Origin of the sequence: Luteimonas aestuarii, assembly GCF_004357985.1 — a bacterium.
Lineage (GTDB): Bacteria > Pseudomonadota > Gammaproteobacteria > Xanthomonadales > Xanthomonadaceae > Luteimonas > Luteimonas aestuarii.
The window spans coordinates 258,318-274,886 of record NZ_SMTF01000002.1 but is presented as its reverse complement, the minus strand read 5'-3'; the positions used below and the strand labels follow the sequence as shown (position 1 = coordinate 274,886).

The following is a 16,569-nucleotide window of genomic DNA, read 5'->3' as shown; positions in this document are numbered from 1 at the left end:
GAATGCGATTCGGTCGTTGACTTGGCGCACGCTCACTCGGCCTCCGGCTTCTTCTTGCTGATGCTTTCGGCGATCCAGCGATCCAGTTCTGAGCGGCGAAAGCGCCAGGTACCTCCAAGCTTGAACGCCGGAATCTCTCCTTTCTGGGCAAGGCGATAGACCGTCCGCTTCCCGGCTTTGAGGTAGGCCGCGACCTCCTCCAGCGTGAGGATTTCGCTCTCGACTTCAGTCATCCGGAAACCATCCGATTTGGCCTTTCGTAGCCTTGGATTGCCAAGTTTAGCCAATTCTACCAGGCCGCGGTAGGCGCTGGCCAACTCCGCGATCCGCGAAGCCTTGCGCAGTTGATGGCCAGTTCGACCTGGGAATCCGGTCATGCCGTAGTTCCCATTCCCTGCGGCGCAAAGCGAGAGCGCGGCACAGCATCTGGCCATCCGCATCAACGGGGAATGGCACGATGGGACAGACTAACCGCCGCGCATCCGCATGGCCTTCGCTGGCCGTGCTGCTGACCGTGTCGCTCTCGGCCCCGCAGCCCGCCATTGCCGACGACACCCCGGAGCGTGAGCAGCTCGCTGCGCTCGCGCGCCAGCTCGACCTGCTCGACCGACTGGCCGAGCACGCCACCACCACAGCGCCGCAGGCGCGCGCCCGCTACCACTTCGACTACGCCCGGCTGCGCGCCGACCTGAAGCGCGTGCGCACCGGTTTGCAGGACTTCCTCGTGCCCCAGCGCGCCCAGCCGCGCGATCCCGTTCCGCTGGCCGGCGACTACCTGCGCCGCGACGAACAGGAGGAGCCCTCGCCATGACCGCCGACCAGATCGCCGCCTTCCAGGCCAACGGTGGCTTTGCGCCCTCGGCGGTGTCCGTCGTGGTGCTCGGCTTCGTGTTCGCCGTGCTGCTGCTGTGGGGCGTGTGGGCCATGCGCACGGCCTACGTGGGCTGGGCCGAGAACCGCATCAACCAACGTCAGTTCCTGGGCGTCTGCATCCGCTTCGTCGCGATGTACCTGGTGCTGACCTTCTTCATCCTCTCCTGACCACCACGAAGGGCCATCGATCATGCACACGCCTCCGACTACTTTTCGCGTTCCCTCGCGCATCGCCGCGCTGCTGGCACCGCTGGTGCTCCTGGGGCTGCCGCCATCCGCGTTCGCGCAGGGCCTGCCGACCATGGAAGACCCTTCCCGTGGCCAGGGCAGCGGCCTCATGCAGACGCTGCAGAACTACGGCTACGACATCGTGATGCTGATCGCGCTGCTCGTGGTCGCCTCGATGTTCGTCGGCGTCTGCTACCACGCCTACACCCGCTACTCCGAGATTCACACGGGCCGTGCCACCTGGGGCCAGTTCGGGCTGACCGTCGCTGTGGGTGCGATCCTGTTGGTCGTCGGCATCTGGCTGCTGACCAAAGCCACCGGCGTGCTGTAAGGGCTGCACGCGATGGCCACCCCCGCGGAGACAGCGCGCGACGCGCTGGTGACGTTCCTGCCGCACCGGCTGAATCGCCAGCCGGTGGTCGTGCGCGGACTGACCGCCGATGAGCTGTGGATCTGCGCCGGCCTGTCGGCGGCCGCCGGGCTGGTGCTCGGCGTGCCCCTGGCCTGGCTGACGCGAAGCATTGCCATGGTGCCTACGCTGATCGTCGCGGGCATCGCGCTCGGCGTCTTCGTCGGCGGAGGCTTCCTGCGCAGCCAGAAGCGCGGCCGCCCTGACACTTGGCTGTACCGGCAGCTTCAGTGGCGGTTGACCTTGCGCTATCCGGTGCTCGCCGCTCACCTGGACGGGCGCCGTCTGGTCACCCGCACCGGCTGGTGGAGCACGCGGCGCACGGCCGATCGAGGTGCGGCATGAGCCGTTTCAGGAATGAGGTCGCGCACCTGCAGGCACACGTGAAGACGCTGCGCCTGGGCGGCGTGGCGCTGTTCGTGGTGGCGCTGCTGCTCGGCTTCGGCTGGTGGAGCGCGCCGCGCGATCTGACGATCCACGTGCCCCCCGACCTGCGCTCGGGCAGCGTGCGCAAGTGGTGGGACGTGCCGCCCGAGAGCGTGTATGCGTTCAGCTTCTACATCTGGCAGCAGGTGCAGCGCTGGCCCACCAACGGCGAGATCGACTACCCGCGCAACCTGCACGCGCTGTCGGCTTACCTCACGCCGAGCTGCCGGGCCTTTCTGGCACAGGACTACGAGTACCGTCGCTCGAGCGGCGAGCTGCGGCAGCGCGTGCGCGGCATCTACGAGATTCCCGGCCGCGGCTATGGCGACAGCCCCAGCACGCGCGTCAAGGCTGTCTCCGACCGCGATTGGATCGTCACGCTGGACGTGAGCGCCGACGAGTACCACGGCTCCGAGCAGGTCAAACGTGCTCTGGTGCGCTACGCCCTCAAGGTTGTGCGCATGGACGTCGATCCCGAGCGCAACCCCTTCGGCCTGGCGCTGGACTGCCATGCCAGCGCACCTCAGCGCATCGAGACGTCGCCGACGCCCGGCACCGCAGCCGGTCACTCGCAGGGAGACTCCCCATGAAACGCCATGCCTTGTCGGCCTTGGCCGGCGTCTTGCTGTGGCTTGCGCTCGCGCCGGCCCAGGCTGTGGAAATCCTGCGCTGGGAACGTCTGCCGCTGGCGGTGCCGCTGGTGGTCGGTCAGGAGCGGGTGATCTTCATCGACCGCAACGTGCGTGTCGGCGTACCGGACAGTGCGTCCGCACACCTGCGGGTGCAGAGCGCGGGCGGCGCGATCTACCTGCGGGCGGGCGAACCGTTGCCGCCGACGCGGCTGCAGTTGCAGGACGTGGAGTCCGGCGAGCTGATCCTACTCGACATCGCCGCCGAACCAGCGCAGGACGGACAGCCCCCGCTGGAGCCGGTGCGGATCGTGGACGCGGAGCGGTCGCCCGCCACGCGCTACGGCGGCGAGACGGCCAGCGCCACGGAAGCCGCCGCACCGGATCGGCCAGTGCGCAAGCGCGAAACACCCATCCCGGTCGTGCTGACGCGTTACGCCGCGCAGAACCTGTACGCGCCGTTGCGTACCGTCGAGCCGGTCGCCGGGATCGGCCGCGTGAACCTGCGCCGCGACCTCCCGCTGGACACCCTGCTGCCGACGCTGCCGGTGCAGGCGCGGGCCTTGGCCGCCTGGCGGCTCGAAGACCAGTGGGTGACGGCGGTGCGGCTCACCAACACGGCGGTGCACTGGCTGGACCTCGATCCGCGTGCGCTGCAGGGCGATTTCGTGGCGGCCACCTTCCAGCACCCGAACCTGGGCCCGGCCGGCCAGGCGGCCGACACCACCGTGGTCTACCTGGTCACGCGCGGCCGCGGTCTGGCCGAGGCGCTGCTTCCCAGGCTGAGCCCCATCGACGCCAGCGTGAACCTGCCGCCGTCCGGTGCCGCCGGCACGGCAGGAGGAGCGTCCGATGAAGAGTAACCCGCTGCTCAAGTGGCTGCTGATCCCCGTGATCCTGCTGCTGGTGTTCGTCGGCATCAAGCTGTTCTCCGGCCCCGCCGGCCAGCGGCCCGCGCTGTCGGGCACGGCCAACCCGCTCACGCCCGAGGAGATGAAGGCCCTGGGCATCGAGGGCGACACGCCGCGCGACACGGTGGCCACGCTGGTCGCGCAGGTGAAACAGTTGCGCACCGAGCTGCAGACCGCGCTGGGCGACAACCGGCAGCAGAAGGCCGAGAACGAGCGCCTGCGCACCCGCGAGAGCGCGATCGACCAGCGCATCCAGACCGCGCTCGAAAGCGAACGCAGCCGCTTGCAGCAGGAACGCGAGCAGGTGGCGAGCGAGAAGCAGCAGACGCAGGGGTTGCTGCAGGATCTGCAGCAGCGGCTCGATGGCCTCTCCGGCAAAGGCGGCCAGGTCGACCTGCCCGTCGGGCTGGGCCTGGAAGAAGGCGACGGCAAGCGCTTCGGCAGCAATGACGGCAGCGGCGCAGGCAACGGCACACATTGGGTCGAACCGGGCGATGCCAAGACCGATGCCCGCAACAGCAGCAAGGAACCGAGCTTTCCGCTGAGCTTCGGCCCGGCGCAGAAAACCCTGTCGGCCGCCGTGGAGTCCGTCGCCGATGCCGGCGGGCGTGCGGTGGTCGGCGCCGTGGGCGCGACCACGACGCCGTTCTACACGGTGCCGCGCAATGCAACGCTGATGGGTTCGGTGGCGATGACGGCGCTGATCGGCCGCGTGCCCATCGACGGCACGGTCAATGACCCGTACCCCTTCAAGGTGCTGATCGGCCCGGACAACCTGACGGCAAACGGCATCGACATCCCCGACGTGGCCGGCGCCGTGGTCAGCGGCACGGCCTCGGGCGACTGGACGCTTTCGTGCGTGCGCGGGCAAATCCGTTCGGTCACTTTCGTGTTCCACGACGGCACCATCCGCACCGTGCCCGAGGACGGCAACCGGGACCAGCGCGGCGGGCAAGCCAGCGCCAACAGCACGACGAGTGCCACGCAAGGCGGCCTCGGCTGGATCAGCGATCCCTACGGCATTCCCTGCGTCAGCGGCGAGCGGCGCAGCAACGCGCAGCAGTACCTCGGCAGCCAGGCGCTGATCACCGCGGCCGGCGCGGGCGCGGCCTCGCTCATCAAATCCGACAGCGGCAGCGTGGCCGTGGTCGCCAACGGCAACGGCTCGCTCGGTACGGTCGGCATCGGCGGCAACGAAGCGATGGGCCGCATCCTGGCCGGTGGCGTGCGCGATATGGCCGATTGGGTCAACAAGTTGTATGGCCAGGCCTTCGCGGCCGTCTACGTGCAGCCCGGCGCCAGGGTCGCCGTGCATCTGGAGCAGCCGCTCCACATCGACCACGACGCCCAGGGGCGTCGGGTGAACCACCGCATCGGAGAAGCCCATGCTTCGGACCTGGATTGACGCGACTGCCGTGCTGCTGGCGGCCGTCTTGCTCGGCGGCTGTGCGACCAGCAAGGAGAAGCTGCTGCCCCACGGCCACAACACCATGCTCGACATCTGGCAGCAGGAGACCGGCGGCGGCGAAGGCGGCGGCCCCATCGCACGGCAACTGCTCGACGCACGCCAGGGCCTGCGTCGGCCGTTGACCGAAGCCGACGTGCAGGCCGCGCCCGCCGTGCAGGAGCGCTACACGCGCACCGCGGGCAACGAAATCTACCGGCAGTTTCATCGCCTGCCGAATCCCGACCTGGTGATGTACGTGTACCCGCATCTGGCCGGCACCGACCCGGTGCCGGTGCCTGGCTACAGCACGGCGTTCCCGTTGTACCAGCGCGTGCAGTACGCAATGCCCGGCGAGCGGGTGGAGGACTATTGATGGCCTGGTCGCTGCCATGGCCGCGGAAGGCGGCCCCGTCGCCCGCCGCAGGGTCTCGTGCAGCCGACGCCTGGGAACGGCATTTGTCGACGCTGGCCGCACAGGGCATACCCGAGCCCGGCGGCGCGCTCGCCGGCCAGCGCCGGCCCGCGACCCAGGCCGACCACGACGCGCTCTACACCGTCGCGCCGTCGTTCGCGGACATGCTGCCGTGGGTCGAGTACCTGCCGGGCTCGAAGGCCATGCTGCTCGAAGACGGGCAGTCGGTGGCCGCGTTCTTCGAGCTGCTGCCGGTGGGCACTGAAGGCCGTGAGCTGGCTTGGCTGTGGCAGGCCCGCGATGCGCTGGAGAACGCCCTGCAGGACTCCTTCGACGAACTCGATGAGAACCCCTGGGTGGTGCAGCTCTATGCCCAGGACGAAGCCGATTGGAACCACTACCTGAGTAACTTGGCGGGCTACGTGCAGCCGCGTGCGCAGGGCAGCGCGTTCAGCGACTTCTACCTGCGCTTCTTCACCCATCACCTGCGGGCCATCGCCAAGCCGGGTGGCCTGTTCGAGGACACTACGGTGACGCGTCTGCCGTGGCGCGGCCAAGTCCGGCGCGTGCGCATGGTGGTCTATCGCCGCACGTCCGCGGCCGCGGCCACGCGGCGCGGCCAGTCGCCCGAGCAGGCGCTGACCACGATCTGCGACCGCCTCGCTGGCGGGCTGGCGAATGCCGGCGTGAAAGCCCGGCGTCTCGGCGCGGCGGACATCCACGCCTGGCTGCTGCGCTGGTTCAACCCGCATCCGACCCTGCTCGGCCCGAGCGCCGAAGACCGCGAGCGCTTCTATGCGCTGACCCGCTACCCCGACGAGCCCGAGGAGGGCGAAGTCGAACTCGCCAGCGGCACCGACTTCGCGCAGCGGCTGTTCTTCGGCCCGCCGCGCTCGGATGTCGAGCAGGGCCTGTGGTTCTTCGATGGGCTCCCGCATCGCGTCATCGTGATGGATCGCCTTCGCATGTCGCCGGCGACCGGACACCTGACGGGCGAGACGCGCAAGGGCGGCGACTCCATGAACGCGCTGTTCGACCAGATGCCGGAAGACACGGTGATGTGCCTGACCGTGGTGGCGACACCGCAGGACGTGCTGGAAAGCCATCTCAATCACCTGGCCAAGAAGGCCGTCGGCGAAACCCTGGCCTCCGAACAGACGCGTGCGGACGTGCAGCAGGCGCGCGGCCTGATCGGCAGCTCCCACAAGCTTTACCGTGGCGCACTGGCGTTCTACCTGCGTGGTCGAGATCAGGCCCAGCTCGACGCGCGCGGACTGCAGCTCGTCAACGTGATGCTCAACGCGGGCCTGCAGCCGGTGCGCGAGGAAGACGAGGTGGCGCCGCTGAACAGCTACTTGCGCTGGCTGCCCTGCGTCTACGACCCGGCCGCCGATAAGCGCGGGTGGTACACGCAGCTCATGTTCGCGCAGCACGCTGCGAACCTGGCGCCGGTCTGGGGCCGCAGCCAGGGCACAGGCCACCCCGGCATCACCTTCTTCAATCGCGGCGGCGGCACGATCAGCTTCGACCCACTGAACCGGCTCGACCGGCAGATGAATGCGCATCTGTTCTTGTTCGGTCCCACGGGTTCCGGCAAATCCGCGACCCTCAACAACCTGCTCAACCAGGTCACCGCCATCTACCGGCCGCGGCTGTTCATCGTCGAAGCGGGCAACTCGTTCGGGCTGTTTGGCGACTTCGCCGCGCGCCTTGGGCTCAGCGTCAACCGCGTGAAGCTCGCACCAGGCTCGGGCGTCAGCCTGGCCCCGTTTGCCGATGCCTGGCGCCTGGTCGACACGCCGGGCCAGGTGCAGACCCTCGACGCCGACGCGCTCGACGAGGACCGCGCCGAAACTGCTGCGGCGATGGACGGCGACGAGCAGCGCGACGTGCTCGGCGAGTTGGAGATCACGGCGCGGCTGATGATCACGGGCGGTGAAGAGCGCGAGGAAGCGCGCATGACGCGCGCCGACCGCAGCCTGATCCGCCAGTGCATCCTCGACGCGGCGCGGCGCTGCGTGGCCGAGCAACGCACGGTGCTCACGCGCGACGTGCGCGACGCGCTGCGCGAGCGCAGCCGCGATGCCACGCTGCCGGAGACCCGGCGGGCGCGGCTGCAGGAGATGGCGGACGCGATGGATATGTTCTGCCAGGGCGTGGACGGTGAGATGTTCGACCGTCCGGGAACACCGTGGCCCGAGGCGGACATCACGATCGTGGATCTCGCCACCTTCGCCCGCGAGGGCTACAACGCGCAGCTCTCCATTGCCTACATCTCGCTGATCAACACGGTGAACAACATCGCCGAGCGGGACCAGTACCTGGGCCGACCCATCGTCAATGTGACGGACGAAGGCCACATCATCACCAAGAACCCGCTGCTCTCGCCGTACATCGTCAAGATCACCAAGATGTGGCGCAAGCTCGGTGCCTGGTTCTGGCTGGCCACGCAAAACCTCGACGACTTGCCCAAGGCGGCCGAGCCCATGCTCAACATGATCGAGTGGTGGATCTGCCTGTCGATGCCGCCGGACGAGGTGGAGAAGGTCGCGCGTTTCCGCGAACTCAACGCTTCGCAGAAGGCGCTGATGCTGTCGGCGCGCAAGCAGGCCGGCGCCTTCTCGGAGGGCGTCATCCTCTCCAAGAGCATGGAAGTGCTGTTCCGCGCCGTGCCGCCCAGCCTCTACTTGGCGATGGCGATGACCGAGCCCGAGGAGAAGGCCGAACGCTTCCAGTTGATGCAGCAGCACGGCATCGGCGAGCTGGATGCCGCCTTCCGCGTGGCCGAGAAGATCGATCGTGCGCGGGGCATCGAGCCGCTGGCGCTGGATGCATTGGCCTGAATGAGGAACACCATGCGCCTGCCTTTGTTCACTCGACGCCATACCCTGATCGCGCTGCTGGTCGCGGCGGTGGGTGCCGCCGGGTGGTTGCTCCTGCGCACGCCCGATGAGGCCCCGGAGTTCATGCATCCGATCACGACCGTGCCCGAGCCACCGAAGCCGGCCGGGCCGCCGTGGCTGTACGGCCGCAGCGATGCCCGCTTCACGGTGGTCGGTTACGCCGACCTGGAGTGCCCGTACTGCCGGGCGTACTTCCCGACGCTGCAGCGCTGGATCGACGCCCACCGCGAGGTGAACTGGCAGTGGCATCACCTGCCGCTGTCCATGCACGAGCCTGCCGCGACCGCCGGGGCACGCCTGGCCGAGTGCGCGGGCGAGGTGGGCGGGCATGCCGCGTTCTGGCAGGCGGTGGCCTGGCTCTACGCGCACACCCGCGGCGACGGCCAGGGCCTGCCGGAGGGCCTGCGCTATCCCGACCTCACGCCAACGCTGCAGCAGTGCCTCGACAGCGAGCGGCCCGACGCCGTGATCCGCGCCCAGGCCGCGGAGGCGGCACGACAGAGCATTGCCGCCACGCCGGCCCTGCTACTGCGCGATCGCGACACTGGCAAGACCCTCCTGCTGCACGGCCCCTTGGACGGCGACGCCTTGCTCTCGGCGCTTGACCTGCTGGCTGCCGGCGACACGGCGAGCGCCGAGTCCTCACATCTCCCAGACATGCCCGCCAGCGTTGCTGGCGACATGCCCAGGTAGCCATCGATCTTCAAGGCTACGGCGCGGCTTGTCCGCGTTGATCGAAACCCGTTCGCATCGCATCCCTTGACGCGAACGGCCACTGCATCCGCGGTGGTGGATGCCCGCTCGTCACCTGTTTCATCCCCATCGTCCCCAGGAGGGTTTGCCCTCCAGGGGCAGGCGCCCTCCGATCTCATCCATTGGAGGTTCGCCATGTCTCTTGTCATCGCCGACTCCCGCCCGGAGTCGCTCGCCCTGATCGCCGCCCAGCACGAAGACTGGATCATCCGGCAGGCCATCACCCTGCTGGAGAACCGCGTGTTCAAGGCCGGTCCGGCGCTGGGCAGTCCCGCCGCCGTGCGCGACTACCTGCGCCTGAAACTGGTCGCGGAGCCGAACGAAATCTTCGCCGTCGTGTTTCTCGACAGCCAGCACCAGGTGCTCGCGTTTGAGCCGCTGTTCAAGGGCACGGTCGACCAGACTTCGGTGTATCCAAGGGTGGTTGTCCAGCGTGCGCTGACGCTCAACGCTTCGGCGCTGATCCTGGCGCATCAGCACCCCTCGGGGAACACCGAGCCCTCGGCCGCTGATCGTGCGATCACCGAGCGGCTGAAGAGCGCCCTGGCCACCGTCGATGTCCGGGTGCTGGATCACTTCATCGTCGGCAAGGGCAGTCCGTACTCGTTCGCCGAAGCCGGCTTGTTGTAGTCCGCAGGCGCCCCTTCCGGGGGCGCCTGTGCCTCTTGCCCATCTCCACAAGAACTGCTCTGGAAGGCTCCGGTTGCCACGTTCGCGATGCGCTCTGATGGTCACAATTTTCGGATGCTTGGAAAGCTTGTGGGATAGGCGGCTGAACCGGCCTATCCCTGTTGAGAAGCACGCCCATACGTGGAAGAAAATAGCAAATTTTCTAACGAGACTCCGCCTAAGACCGACGGGTGATAGGAGTGTGCTCGCTGGGCCAGACCGCCAGATCGTTAGTGCGACGCGGTTGAAGCGGGTATGCGGCCGCACGGCGTTGCCGGCGGGACTGCGCGACCGGCCAGCGACCAGCAAGCTGTTCGCATGGCTGGCCCAGACCCTCAACGGCGATATGTTTCCGCCTTCTTTGGTGAAAACGACACCGGCCGCTCACCACTTGACGCGGGTTGCGGAGTTCCTGGCGGCTGTCGATCCTGAAAGCGGGCAGCTCAGCTTCTTCCCCTACCAGTTCGAGGTGATTCCGATCGAGCTCATCAGCTCGATCTACGAGCAGTTCGCGCACGCTGAGCCGTGGACAGATGGAAAGCGCACAGAAGCGTTGCAAAACGGCGTGCACTACACGCGACTGTCCGTCGTCGTCTCGCTGATCCTCGATGAGGTCATGGATGGCCTATCTGGACGGGAGCGGTGCTGGATTTGACGTGCTGCTCCGGTGTCTTCCAGGCCGAAGCGTTGTGGCGCTTCGTTCATCTTCGCTCGCAAGGTCAGCCGTCCACGAGGGAGGTGATTCGCTCGACGCTCTACGGGCGAGTCTATGGCGTGGACATCAGCGAAGCCGCGATTTGCGTCGCTGCGTTCAGGCGTCCGCGCGCCCCTGCTTTAGTTGCGTGCCCTCGTGAACTGCTCGCTCCCGCACGCATTGAGGCGGCGTTCCGCCAAGCTGCGCTGCCACCGTCCGCTAAAGAGATCGGGTCGCACGGCGCAAGCGGTCGTGTATGGCCGCCCATGCCGGTTCGTCCGGCGGCAGCGCAATCAGCAAGACCTCGCAACTGGTGGCATCGGCCTCGTGCAAAGCCGCGTAAAGCGCGCGCGCATAGTCTTCGGACTGCGAGGGCATCGGCCAGAACTTCGCCACCGGCCAATTTGCGGGGCGCTGCGCAAGCAGCCCGGTACGCCGGCCTGGAAACGGCGCCTCGGCCAGCCCGGCCGGGATCCGGTAGCACGGCGTGCGCGGCGCGTAATGCGAGGCCAGGGCGCCTGGCACGCGAGGCGCTGCCGCAGCAACGGTGCCCGCAAGAAACAGGTGGCGCGCGAGCATATCGGTGGTGATGGCGCCGGGACGCAGAATGCGCGGATGTTCACGACTGAGATCGACGATGGTCGACTCGATGCCGACCAGGCAGGGGCCGCCATCGACCACCGCCGCGATCTTTCCGGCCAGGTGTCGCCGCACATGCGCCGCCGTGGTCGGACTGATTTGACCAAAAGGATTCGCGGATGGCGCGGCCAGGCCCCGACCGAACTGTCGCAAGACGGCCTGCGGTACCGGATGTGCCGGCACGCGTAGCGCGACGGTCGTTTGGCCGCCGGTCACCAGCGGCGAAACCGTTCGCGCGGCAGGCAGCACCAGGGTGAGCGGACCTGGCCAAAAGGCCGAAGCCAGCCGCCAGACCACCTCCGGTACCTCGGTGACCCAGTCCGACAGTTGCTCGGTGGCGGCGAGATGCACGATCAGCGGGTGATCGGCCGGGCGGCCTTTGGCGCGAAAGATCGCGCGCAAGGCATCGGGGTTGGTCGCATCGGCGGCCAACCCATAAACGGTCTCGAAAGGCAGCGCCACGAGTTCCCCCGCCCGCAGCAGGTTCACGGCGGTGGACAGATCGTCCGGGTGGGAAGTAAGTTGCAACATGATCAGGACTCCCGCATTTACCGCGCCATTTGGCCGTCGCCCTGCGGAACGAAGACCGCGCCGCGGGCGGCTTCCAGGACGGCGCGAACCTCCGGATGCTGGATGCGCCGTTCCGTGCTGATCAGCCAGAATGCCTCGCGCACCTCCTCCAGCCGCCCCACCTCGCTGACGCCGTAGCGCGCGCAGATCTCGTCCGAGAGGATCGCGGGCGCGGGGAAATAGCCTTCACCCGCCTGTGCAAAGACCTTCATCAGGGCGCTGTCATCGAACTCCCCGATGACCCGTGGGTACAGGCGTGACTCGCCCAGCCAGAGGTCGATCTCGCCCCGTACCGCCGCGTTCTGACCGGGCAGCAGCAGTGGCGCCCCGTTCAGACAGGCTGGAAAAGCCGCGCCGCGCCGCGCCAGCTCGGGCGCGGCAAAAAAGGCGACGGCACTTTCACCCAGCTTGCGGCTGTGGCCGCGGACCGCCAACCCTGCCGGCATCGGGCGATCGGCCAGCACCATCTCCAGCCGGTGCAGTGCCAATTCCCCGAGCAACCAGTCGATCGTGCCCTCGTGGCACACCAGCCGTATCGGCTTCTCCACCCTCTTCAGCGAAGCCAGCAACCGGTGTGTCAGCGACTTGGGGATCGCATCGGAAATACCGACGCGAAACGTAGCCATCGTCTGCTCCGGGATTGCGTTCGCCCGCAGCGAGGAGACCATCTCGTGACCCAGCGCGAAGATCTCGTCGGCGTAGGACAGCGCAACGCGCCCCGCCTCGGTGAGTTCGAGTCCGCGTCCGGCAGGCTTGAACAAGGCCGTTCCGAGGTCGTCCTCGAGCAGCTTGATTTGGGCGCTGACGGTTTGCGGCGTCAGATGCAACTGATTGGACGCCGCCGCCACACTCCCGGCGTGGGCCACCGCCCAGAAGTAGCGCAGGTGTTTGAGATTCATTATCTGCTATTCGCAACTTTTTACGAAGTGTCTGTGAATTATATTCGACTTTATATGAATCATCCAGACCGTCAAAATTCACCAGGTTACCTTCCGGGTAACAACAGGACGGGTCCTGCACGGCCTTTCGCGCCTCAGGCGCTCGTGGTGAGAAGCGTCCAGTGCCCGCCACCTACGCAGGGGATGAAGACATGCCGACCGAGTCCAGAAGCGCCTTCTTGCTCGTGCGCAGCGATGGGGATCTGGAGCGCGCCAGCGAAGATCTGGCCGCTTACCTGTCGATTCTGCGCCGCCGGTTGCCCGCCAGCGACGTTGAAACCGTGCAAGGCATCTGGATCGACGAAGAAGGCGTGGCGAACTTGCCGTGCGCGCTGGTTCTGCCGGATGCGGCCGGCGCGCGGCGAACCGTCCGTATCCTGGAGACAACAGGGATCAACGGGATCTGGATGCTGTGCTGGCTCGAGACGGCGGCAAGCGCCGTCTCCCGCGTCGACCTGGTGGCGGCGCTGTTGGACTGCTTCGGCCATGAAGACGCGACCACGCTCGCCGCACGCTTCATCCCGGTCTTCGCAGGCAATGCGCCCGACTCCAGCGTGAGCGCGGAGCTGCAGGTGCTCGAAGCACGCTACCCGGAACTCGTGCTGCCGCCGATCTACCAGGACGCCGGCGGCAGCCTGGTCCTGCCATCGGCGCAGCCGCACGATGAAGGAACGCCATCTTGAGCACCCTCGACCCCGTCCTGCTGTTCTTCCTGCTCGGCTTGGCCGCTGGCCTGCTGCGCTCGGAGCTGCGACTGCCCGCGGCCGTCTATGAACTGGTGAGCATGCTGCTGCTGCTCGCCATCGGCCTCAAGGGCGGCATCGAACTCGCCAGGCAACCCTTCGGTGACCTCGCGCTGCAAGCCCTCGCGGTCATGGCGATGGGCGTACTGTTGCCGCTGGTCGCCTTTCCGGTGCTGCGGTTCATGGGGCGTTTCCCCCGTGCGGACGCGGCATCCGTTGCCGCCCACTATGGCTCGGTGAGCGTCGGCACCTATGCCGTCGCCACCACCTATTTCGCCAGCCGGCAGATCGAGTTCGAGTCGCACATGCCGTTCCTGCTCGCCGTGCTGGAGATCCCGGCCATCCTGGTGGGGATCCTGCTGGCCCGCGGGTTCTCCCGTGACATGCGGATCGGCACGGTCGCGCATGAGGTGTTTCTGGGCAAGGGCATCGTGCTGCTCGTCGGCGGGCTGCTGATCGGCTGGGCCGCCGGCCCGGAGGGACTGACTTCCGTCAAGCCGCTGTTCTTCGATCTGTTCAAGGGAATCCTTGCCCTGTTCCTCCTGGAAATGGGGCTGATCACGGCCGCCCAGTTCGGCAGCCTGCGGCGGCACGGCCTGTTCCTCGTGCTGTTCGGCATCGGCATGCCGCTGTTCTCCTCCGTGGTGGGCATCGCGCTGGGTTACGGACTCGGGCTGTCGCTGGGGGGCACGGCCATGCTGGCCATCCTGGCAGCGAGTGCGTCCTACATCGCCGTGCCCGCCGCCATGCGCATTTCGGTGCCGGAGGCCAACCCGACGCTGTCGCTGGCCGCTTCCTTGGGCGTCACTTTCCCGTTCAACGTCCTGGTCGGCATTCCGCTCTATCACGCCATGGCGACGCAAGCATTCGCCCTGACCGGAGGCTAGGTTCATGAACAGTTCGATGCGCAAACTGCTGACCATCATCACCGAGGCCGCCCTGGAGAGCGTCTTGATCAAGGACCTCGAACGCCTGGGAGTCCGGGGCTACACCATTACCGACGCCCGCGGCAAGGGCAGCCGGGGCGTGCGCAGCTCCGCGTGGGATGCGAGCAGCAACATCCGCATCGAGGTCGTATGCGATGCGGCGACCGCCGAGGCCATCGCCGCACATCTGCAGGCCCGCTACTACGAGAACTACGCCATGATCCTGTTCGTGTCCGACGTCGCGGTGCTGCGGCCGGAGAAGTTCTGATGGCAAAAAGAAACTTGGCGCAGGCCGCATCGTGGCTGGGAAATATTCGGGCGCGCACCTGGCTGATCCTGGGCGGGCTCGCCTTCGCCATCGTCGGCCTGCTCGTCTGGGCCGGCATCGCGCTGTTGTCCTGGCTGTGGGCGCAGGCGCCGGTGGCGACGGAGACCGGCAAGCGTTTGGCCGACGAGGCGGCGGCAACGGTTGAACAGGCAGCGCCCGGTCTCAAAGAGCAGGCGGAGCGCTGGCTGCCGGGCATTCAGGAGCAGGCGGACCGGTGGCTGCCGGGCCTCGGCGAAGCGCCGCCCGCGCGCGATGTCAGCGGCACCGACCTCGGCCCGGTCCCGCGCTTCCCAGGCCTGGTGCGCAGTCATTACGCGCGCGATGGCGAGACGACCGAAGTGCGTTACGCCGGCCGCGCGGGTTTCGACGCGGCGCTGGCGCACTATGTCCGGGGCTTCGCCGACGCCGGGTTCGTCCAGGAGGTGATTTCCGCCATGCCAGAGGAGGAAAGGCACCGGTTTCGACATAGTCAGGAGTCCATCGAGTTCGCGCTGATGCGCCGCCCGGGCGGTTTGATCGAAGTTCGTTTGCAACATTCCTCACGGCAATGATGCCAGGGAGCCGAGCATGAAGCGCATCGTCCTGTTTCTCGCCACCAACCTGGCCATTTTGCTGGTGCTCTCGGTCAGCATGCGCCTGCTGGGGGTGGAGCCATGGCTGAACGAACAGGGACTGAACTTGACGGCGCTGCTGATCTTCGCCGCGGTGATGGGCTTCGGCGGATCGCTCATCTCGCTGGCCGTCTCCAAGTGGATGGCCAAGAAGATGATGGGCGTGCGGGTGATCAAGGCGCCATCGAATACGACCGAAGCCTGGCTGGTAGATACGGTTCGCAAGTACGCGCGGCAGGCGGGCATAGGCATGCCCGAGGTAGGCATTTACGACGCGCCCGACGTCAACGCCTTCGCCACCGGGATGAGCAGGAACAAGGCGCTGATCGCCGTCTCCACCGGCCTCTTGCAGCAGATGACGCGCGAGGAGGCAGAAGCCGTGCTGGGCCATGAAGTCGCGCACGCCGCCAATGGCGACATGGTGACGCTGGCGCTGATCCAGGGCGTGGTGAACACCTTCGTGCTGTTCCTCTCGCGGGTGATCGGCCACACGGTGGACCGGATAATCTTCAAGAGCGAGAACGGGCACGGCCCGGCATTCTGGGTGACGGTCATCATCGCCGACTTGGTGCTGGGCATCCTGGCCTCCCTCATCGTCATGTGGTTCTCGCGCCAACGGGAGTTCCGCGCCGACGCGGGCGGCGCGTCACTGGCCGGGCGCGGCGCCATGATTGCAGCGTTGGAGCGGCTCAGTGCGCTGCAGCCTGCGTCCCTGCCCGACAAGATGACGGCCTTCGGCATCGCCGGCGGAGGTGCGTCGGGTCTCAAGCGCCTGTTCATGACCCACCCGCCGCTGACCAAACGCATCGCGGCGCTCAAGGCAGCGCAATGAATGCGCACGCGGCTTGCAGCCCGCCTGTTGCTGGGCGCGGTGGTGGTCTGAGTCCTACTGCCGTTCGATCTGATTTCCCGACTATAGCTGGCCATTGGAAAGGAACCCGCGCCATGTTGAAAATACTCGTTCCGGTCGACGGCTCAAGCAACTCGCTCCATGCGGTGCGGCACGTCGTCAATGAATTCAGGAAGAACGCGGCGTTGGAAATTCATCTATTGAATGTTCAGACGCCATTTTCCCAATACGTTTCACGATTCGTGAGCAGAAGAGATCGCCACGATTTCCATCGCGATCAGGCCGAGTTGGCGCTGCTGCCAAGCAGACAGATGCTAGACAGGTTCGGGGTGCCCTATGAAGCGCACATGGAACTTGGGGAAAAGGCATACGTCATTACCGACGCGGCGCGCCGCCTCCACTGCGACCATATCGTGGTGGGTGCCGCACGCAAGAGCTCGCTGATCCGGATGGTCGAGAACTCGACGATCAACAAGGTGATTGAGCTGACGACCGTCCCGGTCAAGGTTGTGGCAGGAGACCCGGTGTCCCCGCTGGAACGCTACGGCATTCCAGCCGGCGTCGGCACGGGCTTGGCATCGTTGTTCTTTGCAGCCGCCGAATGATTGCC

General features: G+C 67.0%; 21 protein-coding genes. 18 read left to right on the top strand and 3 right to left on the bottom strand.

All coding sequences use genetic code 11. The features are described 5' to 3' along the window. Positions 1-32 precede the first annotated feature (32 nt). Positions 33-377: a helix-turn-helix domain-containing protein gene (locus E2F46_RS17840; protein WP_425599796.1), complete on the bottom strand. Its 345-nt coding sequence runs from the start codon at positions 375-377 to the stop codon at positions 33-35. A gap of 80 nt (positions 378-457) precedes the next feature. Here E2F46_RS17840 and E2F46_RS03680 point away from each other — a divergent pair, with 80 nt between their 5' ends. The 12 genes from E2F46_RS03680 to E2F46_RS03625 all read left to right on the top strand — a co-directional run bounded on the left by E2F46_RS03680 (position 458) and on the right by E2F46_RS03625 (position 10,315). Then, positions 458-811, top strand: a complete 354-nt coding sequence (locus E2F46_RS03680) for an integrative conjugative element protein, RAQPRD family (RefSeq protein ID WP_033470532.1) — start codon at positions 458-460, stop codon at positions 809-811. Then, the gene (locus E2F46_RS03675) at positions 808-1,041 is read left to right on the top strand and encodes a TIGR03758 family integrating conjugative element protein (RefSeq protein ID WP_033470529.1); all 234 of its coding nucleotides are present in this window, start codon (positions 808-810) and stop codon (positions 1,039-1,041) included. Before E2F46_RS03680 ends, E2F46_RS03675 begins: the two co-directional genes overlap by 4 nt. Positions 1,042-1,063: 22 nt before the next feature. Then, positions 1,064-1,432 carry a TIGR03745 family integrating conjugative element membrane protein gene (locus E2F46_RS03670; protein WP_042928657.1) on the top strand — a complete coding sequence of 123 codons (369 nt, stop codon included), beginning with the start codon at positions 1,064-1,066 and terminating at the stop codon, positions 1,430-1,432. A 12-nt stretch (positions 1,433-1,444) separates the two neighbouring features. Next, positions 1,445-1,855: a TIGR03750 family conjugal transfer protein gene (locus tag E2F46_RS03665; RefSeq protein ID WP_033470523.1), complete on the top strand. Its 411-nt coding sequence runs from the start codon at positions 1,445-1,447 to the stop codon at positions 1,853-1,855. After that, positions 1,852-2,526: a PFL_4703 family integrating conjugative element protein gene (locus E2F46_RS03660; RefSeq protein WP_033470520.1), complete on the top strand. Its 675-nt coding sequence runs from the start codon at positions 1,852-1,854 to the stop codon at positions 2,524-2,526. The genes E2F46_RS03665 and E2F46_RS03660 overlap by 4 nt, the downstream gene beginning before the upstream one ends. Next, the gene (locus E2F46_RS03655; RefSeq protein ID WP_033470518.1) at positions 2,523-3,428 is read left to right on the top strand and encodes a TIGR03749 family integrating conjugative element protein; all 906 of its coding nucleotides are present in this window, start codon (positions 2,523-2,525) and stop codon (positions 3,426-3,428) included. Before E2F46_RS03660 ends, E2F46_RS03655 begins: the two co-directional genes overlap by 4 nt. Further along, the gene (locus tag E2F46_RS03650; RefSeq protein ID WP_033470516.1) at positions 3,418-4,881 is read left to right on the top strand and encodes a TIGR03752 family integrating conjugative element protein; all 1,464 of its coding nucleotides are present in this window, start codon (positions 3,418-3,420) and stop codon (positions 4,879-4,881) included. Before E2F46_RS03655 ends, E2F46_RS03650 begins: the two co-directional genes overlap by 11 nt. Beyond that, positions 4,862-5,296 carry a TIGR03751 family conjugal transfer lipoprotein gene (locus tag E2F46_RS03645; protein WP_033470513.1) on the top strand — a complete coding sequence of 145 codons (435 nt, stop codon included), beginning with the start codon at positions 4,862-4,864 and terminating at the stop codon, positions 5,294-5,296. Before E2F46_RS03650 ends, E2F46_RS03645 begins: the two co-directional genes overlap by 20 nt. Next, the gene (locus E2F46_RS03640) at positions 5,296-8,178 is read left to right on the top strand and encodes a conjugative transfer ATPase (RefSeq protein WP_033470510.1); all 2,883 of its coding nucleotides are present in this window, start codon (positions 5,296-5,298) and stop codon (positions 8,176-8,178) included. The genes E2F46_RS03645 and E2F46_RS03640 overlap by 1 nt, the downstream gene beginning before the upstream one ends. A gap of 12 nt (positions 8,179-8,190) precedes the next feature. Continuing rightward, entirely contained in the window at positions 8,191-8,931 is a 741-nt protein-coding gene (locus tag E2F46_RS03635; RefSeq protein WP_033470507.1) for a DsbA family protein, read from the top strand. A 195-nt stretch (positions 8,932-9,126) separates the two neighbouring features. Beyond that, entirely contained in the window at positions 9,127-9,621 is a 495-nt protein-coding gene (radC, locus tag E2F46_RS03630; RefSeq protein ID WP_033470504.1) for a RadC family protein, read from the top strand. Positions 9,622-9,862: 241 nt separating this feature from the next. Then, positions 9,863-10,315, top strand: a complete 453-nt coding sequence (locus E2F46_RS03625) for a hypothetical protein (protein WP_033470501.1) — start codon at positions 9,863-9,865, stop codon at positions 10,313-10,315. Positions 10,316-10,573: 258 nt separating this feature from the next. Here E2F46_RS03625 and E2F46_RS03620 read toward each other — a convergent pair whose 3' ends face one another. Together E2F46_RS03620 and nhaR are read right to left on the bottom strand one after the other, a co-directional pair. After that, positions 10,574-11,524 carry an L-threonylcarbamoyladenylate synthase gene (locus E2F46_RS03620; RefSeq protein WP_033470498.1) on the bottom strand — a complete coding sequence of 317 codons (951 nt, stop codon included), beginning with the start codon at positions 11,522-11,524 and terminating at the stop codon, positions 10,574-10,576. A 17-nt stretch (positions 11,525-11,541) separates the two neighbouring features. Then, complete coding sequence (gene nhaR, locus E2F46_RS03615; protein ID WP_048512752.1) at positions 11,542-12,462, bottom strand: transcriptional activator NhaR; 921 nt, start codon at positions 12,460-12,462, stop codon at positions 11,542-11,544. A gap of 191 nt (positions 12,463-12,653) precedes the next feature. Here nhaR and E2F46_RS03610 point away from each other — a divergent pair, with 191 nt between their 5' ends. From E2F46_RS03610 to E2F46_RS03585, 6 genes are all read left to right on the top strand, one after another. Beyond that, positions 12,654-13,184, top strand: coding sequence for a hypothetical protein (locus E2F46_RS03610; RefSeq protein WP_042928646.1), 531 nt, complete (start codon positions 12,654-12,656; stop codon positions 13,182-13,184). Beyond that, complete coding sequence (locus tag E2F46_RS03605; protein ID WP_042928645.1) at positions 13,181-14,131, top strand: sodium-dependent bicarbonate transport family permease; 951 nt, start codon at positions 13,181-13,183, stop codon at positions 14,129-14,131. The genes E2F46_RS03610 and E2F46_RS03605 overlap by 4 nt, the downstream gene beginning before the upstream one ends. A gap of 16 nt (positions 14,132-14,147) precedes the next feature. After that, positions 14,148-14,438 (top strand): P-II family nitrogen regulator, encoded by a 291-nt coding sequence (locus E2F46_RS03600; RefSeq protein WP_198299222.1) that lies wholly within the window; start codon positions 14,148-14,150, stop codon positions 14,436-14,438. Then, positions 14,438-15,049 (top strand): hypothetical protein, encoded by a 612-nt coding sequence (locus E2F46_RS03595; RefSeq protein WP_048512751.1) that lies wholly within the window; start codon positions 14,438-14,440, stop codon positions 15,047-15,049. Before E2F46_RS03600 ends, E2F46_RS03595 begins: the two co-directional genes overlap by 1 nt. A gap of 16 nt (positions 15,050-15,065) precedes the next feature. Continuing rightward, positions 15,066-15,941 (top strand): protease HtpX, encoded by an 876-nt coding sequence (gene htpX, locus E2F46_RS03590; protein WP_042928641.1) that lies wholly within the window; start codon positions 15,066-15,068, stop codon positions 15,939-15,941. A 113-nt stretch (positions 15,942-16,054) separates the two neighbouring features. Then, on the top strand, positions 16,055-16,564 hold the full coding sequence (locus E2F46_RS03585; RefSeq protein ID WP_042928640.1) for a universal stress protein: 510 nt from the start codon (positions 16,055-16,057) through the stop codon (positions 16,562-16,564). The last annotated feature ends 5 nt before the right edge of the window (positions 16,565-16,569 follow it).

What these genes read in the sequence shown, in the direction of transcription:
- E2F46_RS17840 (WP_425599796.1), bottom strand. Translation starts at nt 377, where the DNA reads ATGACCGGATTCCCAGGTCGAACTGGCCATCAACTGCGCAAGGCTTCG.
- E2F46_RS03680 (WP_033470532.1), top strand. Translation starts at nt 458, where the DNA reads ATGGGACAGACTAACCGCCGCGCATCCGCATGGCCTTCGCTGGCCGTG.
- E2F46_RS03675 (WP_033470529.1), top strand. Translation starts at nt 808, where the DNA reads ATGACCGCCGACCAGATCGCCGCCTTCCAGGCCAACGGTGGCTTTGCG.
- E2F46_RS03670 (WP_042928657.1), top strand. Translation starts at nt 1,064, where the DNA reads ATGCACACGCCTCCGACTACTTTTCGCGTTCCCTCGCGCATCGCCGCG.
- E2F46_RS03665 (WP_033470523.1), top strand. Translation starts at nt 1,445, where the DNA reads ATGGCCACCCCCGCGGAGACAGCGCGCGACGCGCTGGTGACGTTCCTG.
- E2F46_RS03660 (WP_033470520.1), top strand. Translation starts at nt 1,852, where the DNA reads ATGAGCCGTTTCAGGAATGAGGTCGCGCACCTGCAGGCACACGTGAAG.
- E2F46_RS03655 (WP_033470518.1), top strand. Translation starts at nt 2,523, where the DNA reads ATGAAACGCCATGCCTTGTCGGCCTTGGCCGGCGTCTTGCTGTGGCTT.
- E2F46_RS03650 (WP_033470516.1), top strand. Translation starts at nt 3,418, where the DNA reads ATGAAGAGTAACCCGCTGCTCAAGTGGCTGCTGATCCCCGTGATCCTG.
- E2F46_RS03645 (WP_033470513.1), top strand. Translation starts at nt 4,862, where the DNA reads ATGCTTCGGACCTGGATTGACGCGACTGCCGTGCTGCTGGCGGCCGTC.
- E2F46_RS03640 (WP_033470510.1), top strand. Translation starts at nt 5,296, where the DNA reads ATGGCCTGGTCGCTGCCATGGCCGCGGAAGGCGGCCCCGTCGCCCGCC.
- E2F46_RS03635 (WP_033470507.1), top strand. Translation starts at nt 8,191, where the DNA reads ATGCGCCTGCCTTTGTTCACTCGACGCCATACCCTGATCGCGCTGCTG.
- radC (WP_033470504.1), top strand. Translation starts at nt 9,127, where the DNA reads ATGTCTCTTGTCATCGCCGACTCCCGCCCGGAGTCGCTCGCCCTGATC.
- E2F46_RS03620 (WP_033470498.1), bottom strand. Translation starts at nt 11,524, where the DNA reads ATGTTGCAACTTACTTCCCACCCGGACGATCTGTCCACCGCCGTGAAC.
- nhaR (WP_048512752.1), bottom strand. Translation starts at nt 12,462, where the DNA reads ATGAATCTCAAACACCTGCGCTACTTCTGGGCGGTGGCCCACGCCGGG.
- E2F46_RS03610 (WP_042928646.1), top strand. Translation starts at nt 12,654, where the DNA reads ATGCCGACCGAGTCCAGAAGCGCCTTCTTGCTCGTGCGCAGCGATGGG.
- E2F46_RS03600 (WP_198299222.1), top strand. Translation starts at nt 14,148, where the DNA reads ATGCGCAAACTGCTGACCATCATCACCGAGGCCGCCCTGGAGAGCGTC.
- E2F46_RS03595 (WP_048512751.1), top strand. Translation starts at nt 14,438, where the DNA reads ATGGCAAAAAGAAACTTGGCGCAGGCCGCATCGTGGCTGGGAAATATT.
- htpX (WP_042928641.1), top strand. Translation starts at nt 15,066, where the DNA reads ATGAAGCGCATCGTCCTGTTTCTCGCCACCAACCTGGCCATTTTGCTG.
- E2F46_RS03585 (WP_042928640.1), top strand. Translation starts at nt 16,055, where the DNA reads ATGTTGAAAATACTCGTTCCGGTCGACGGCTCAAGCAACTCGCTCCAT.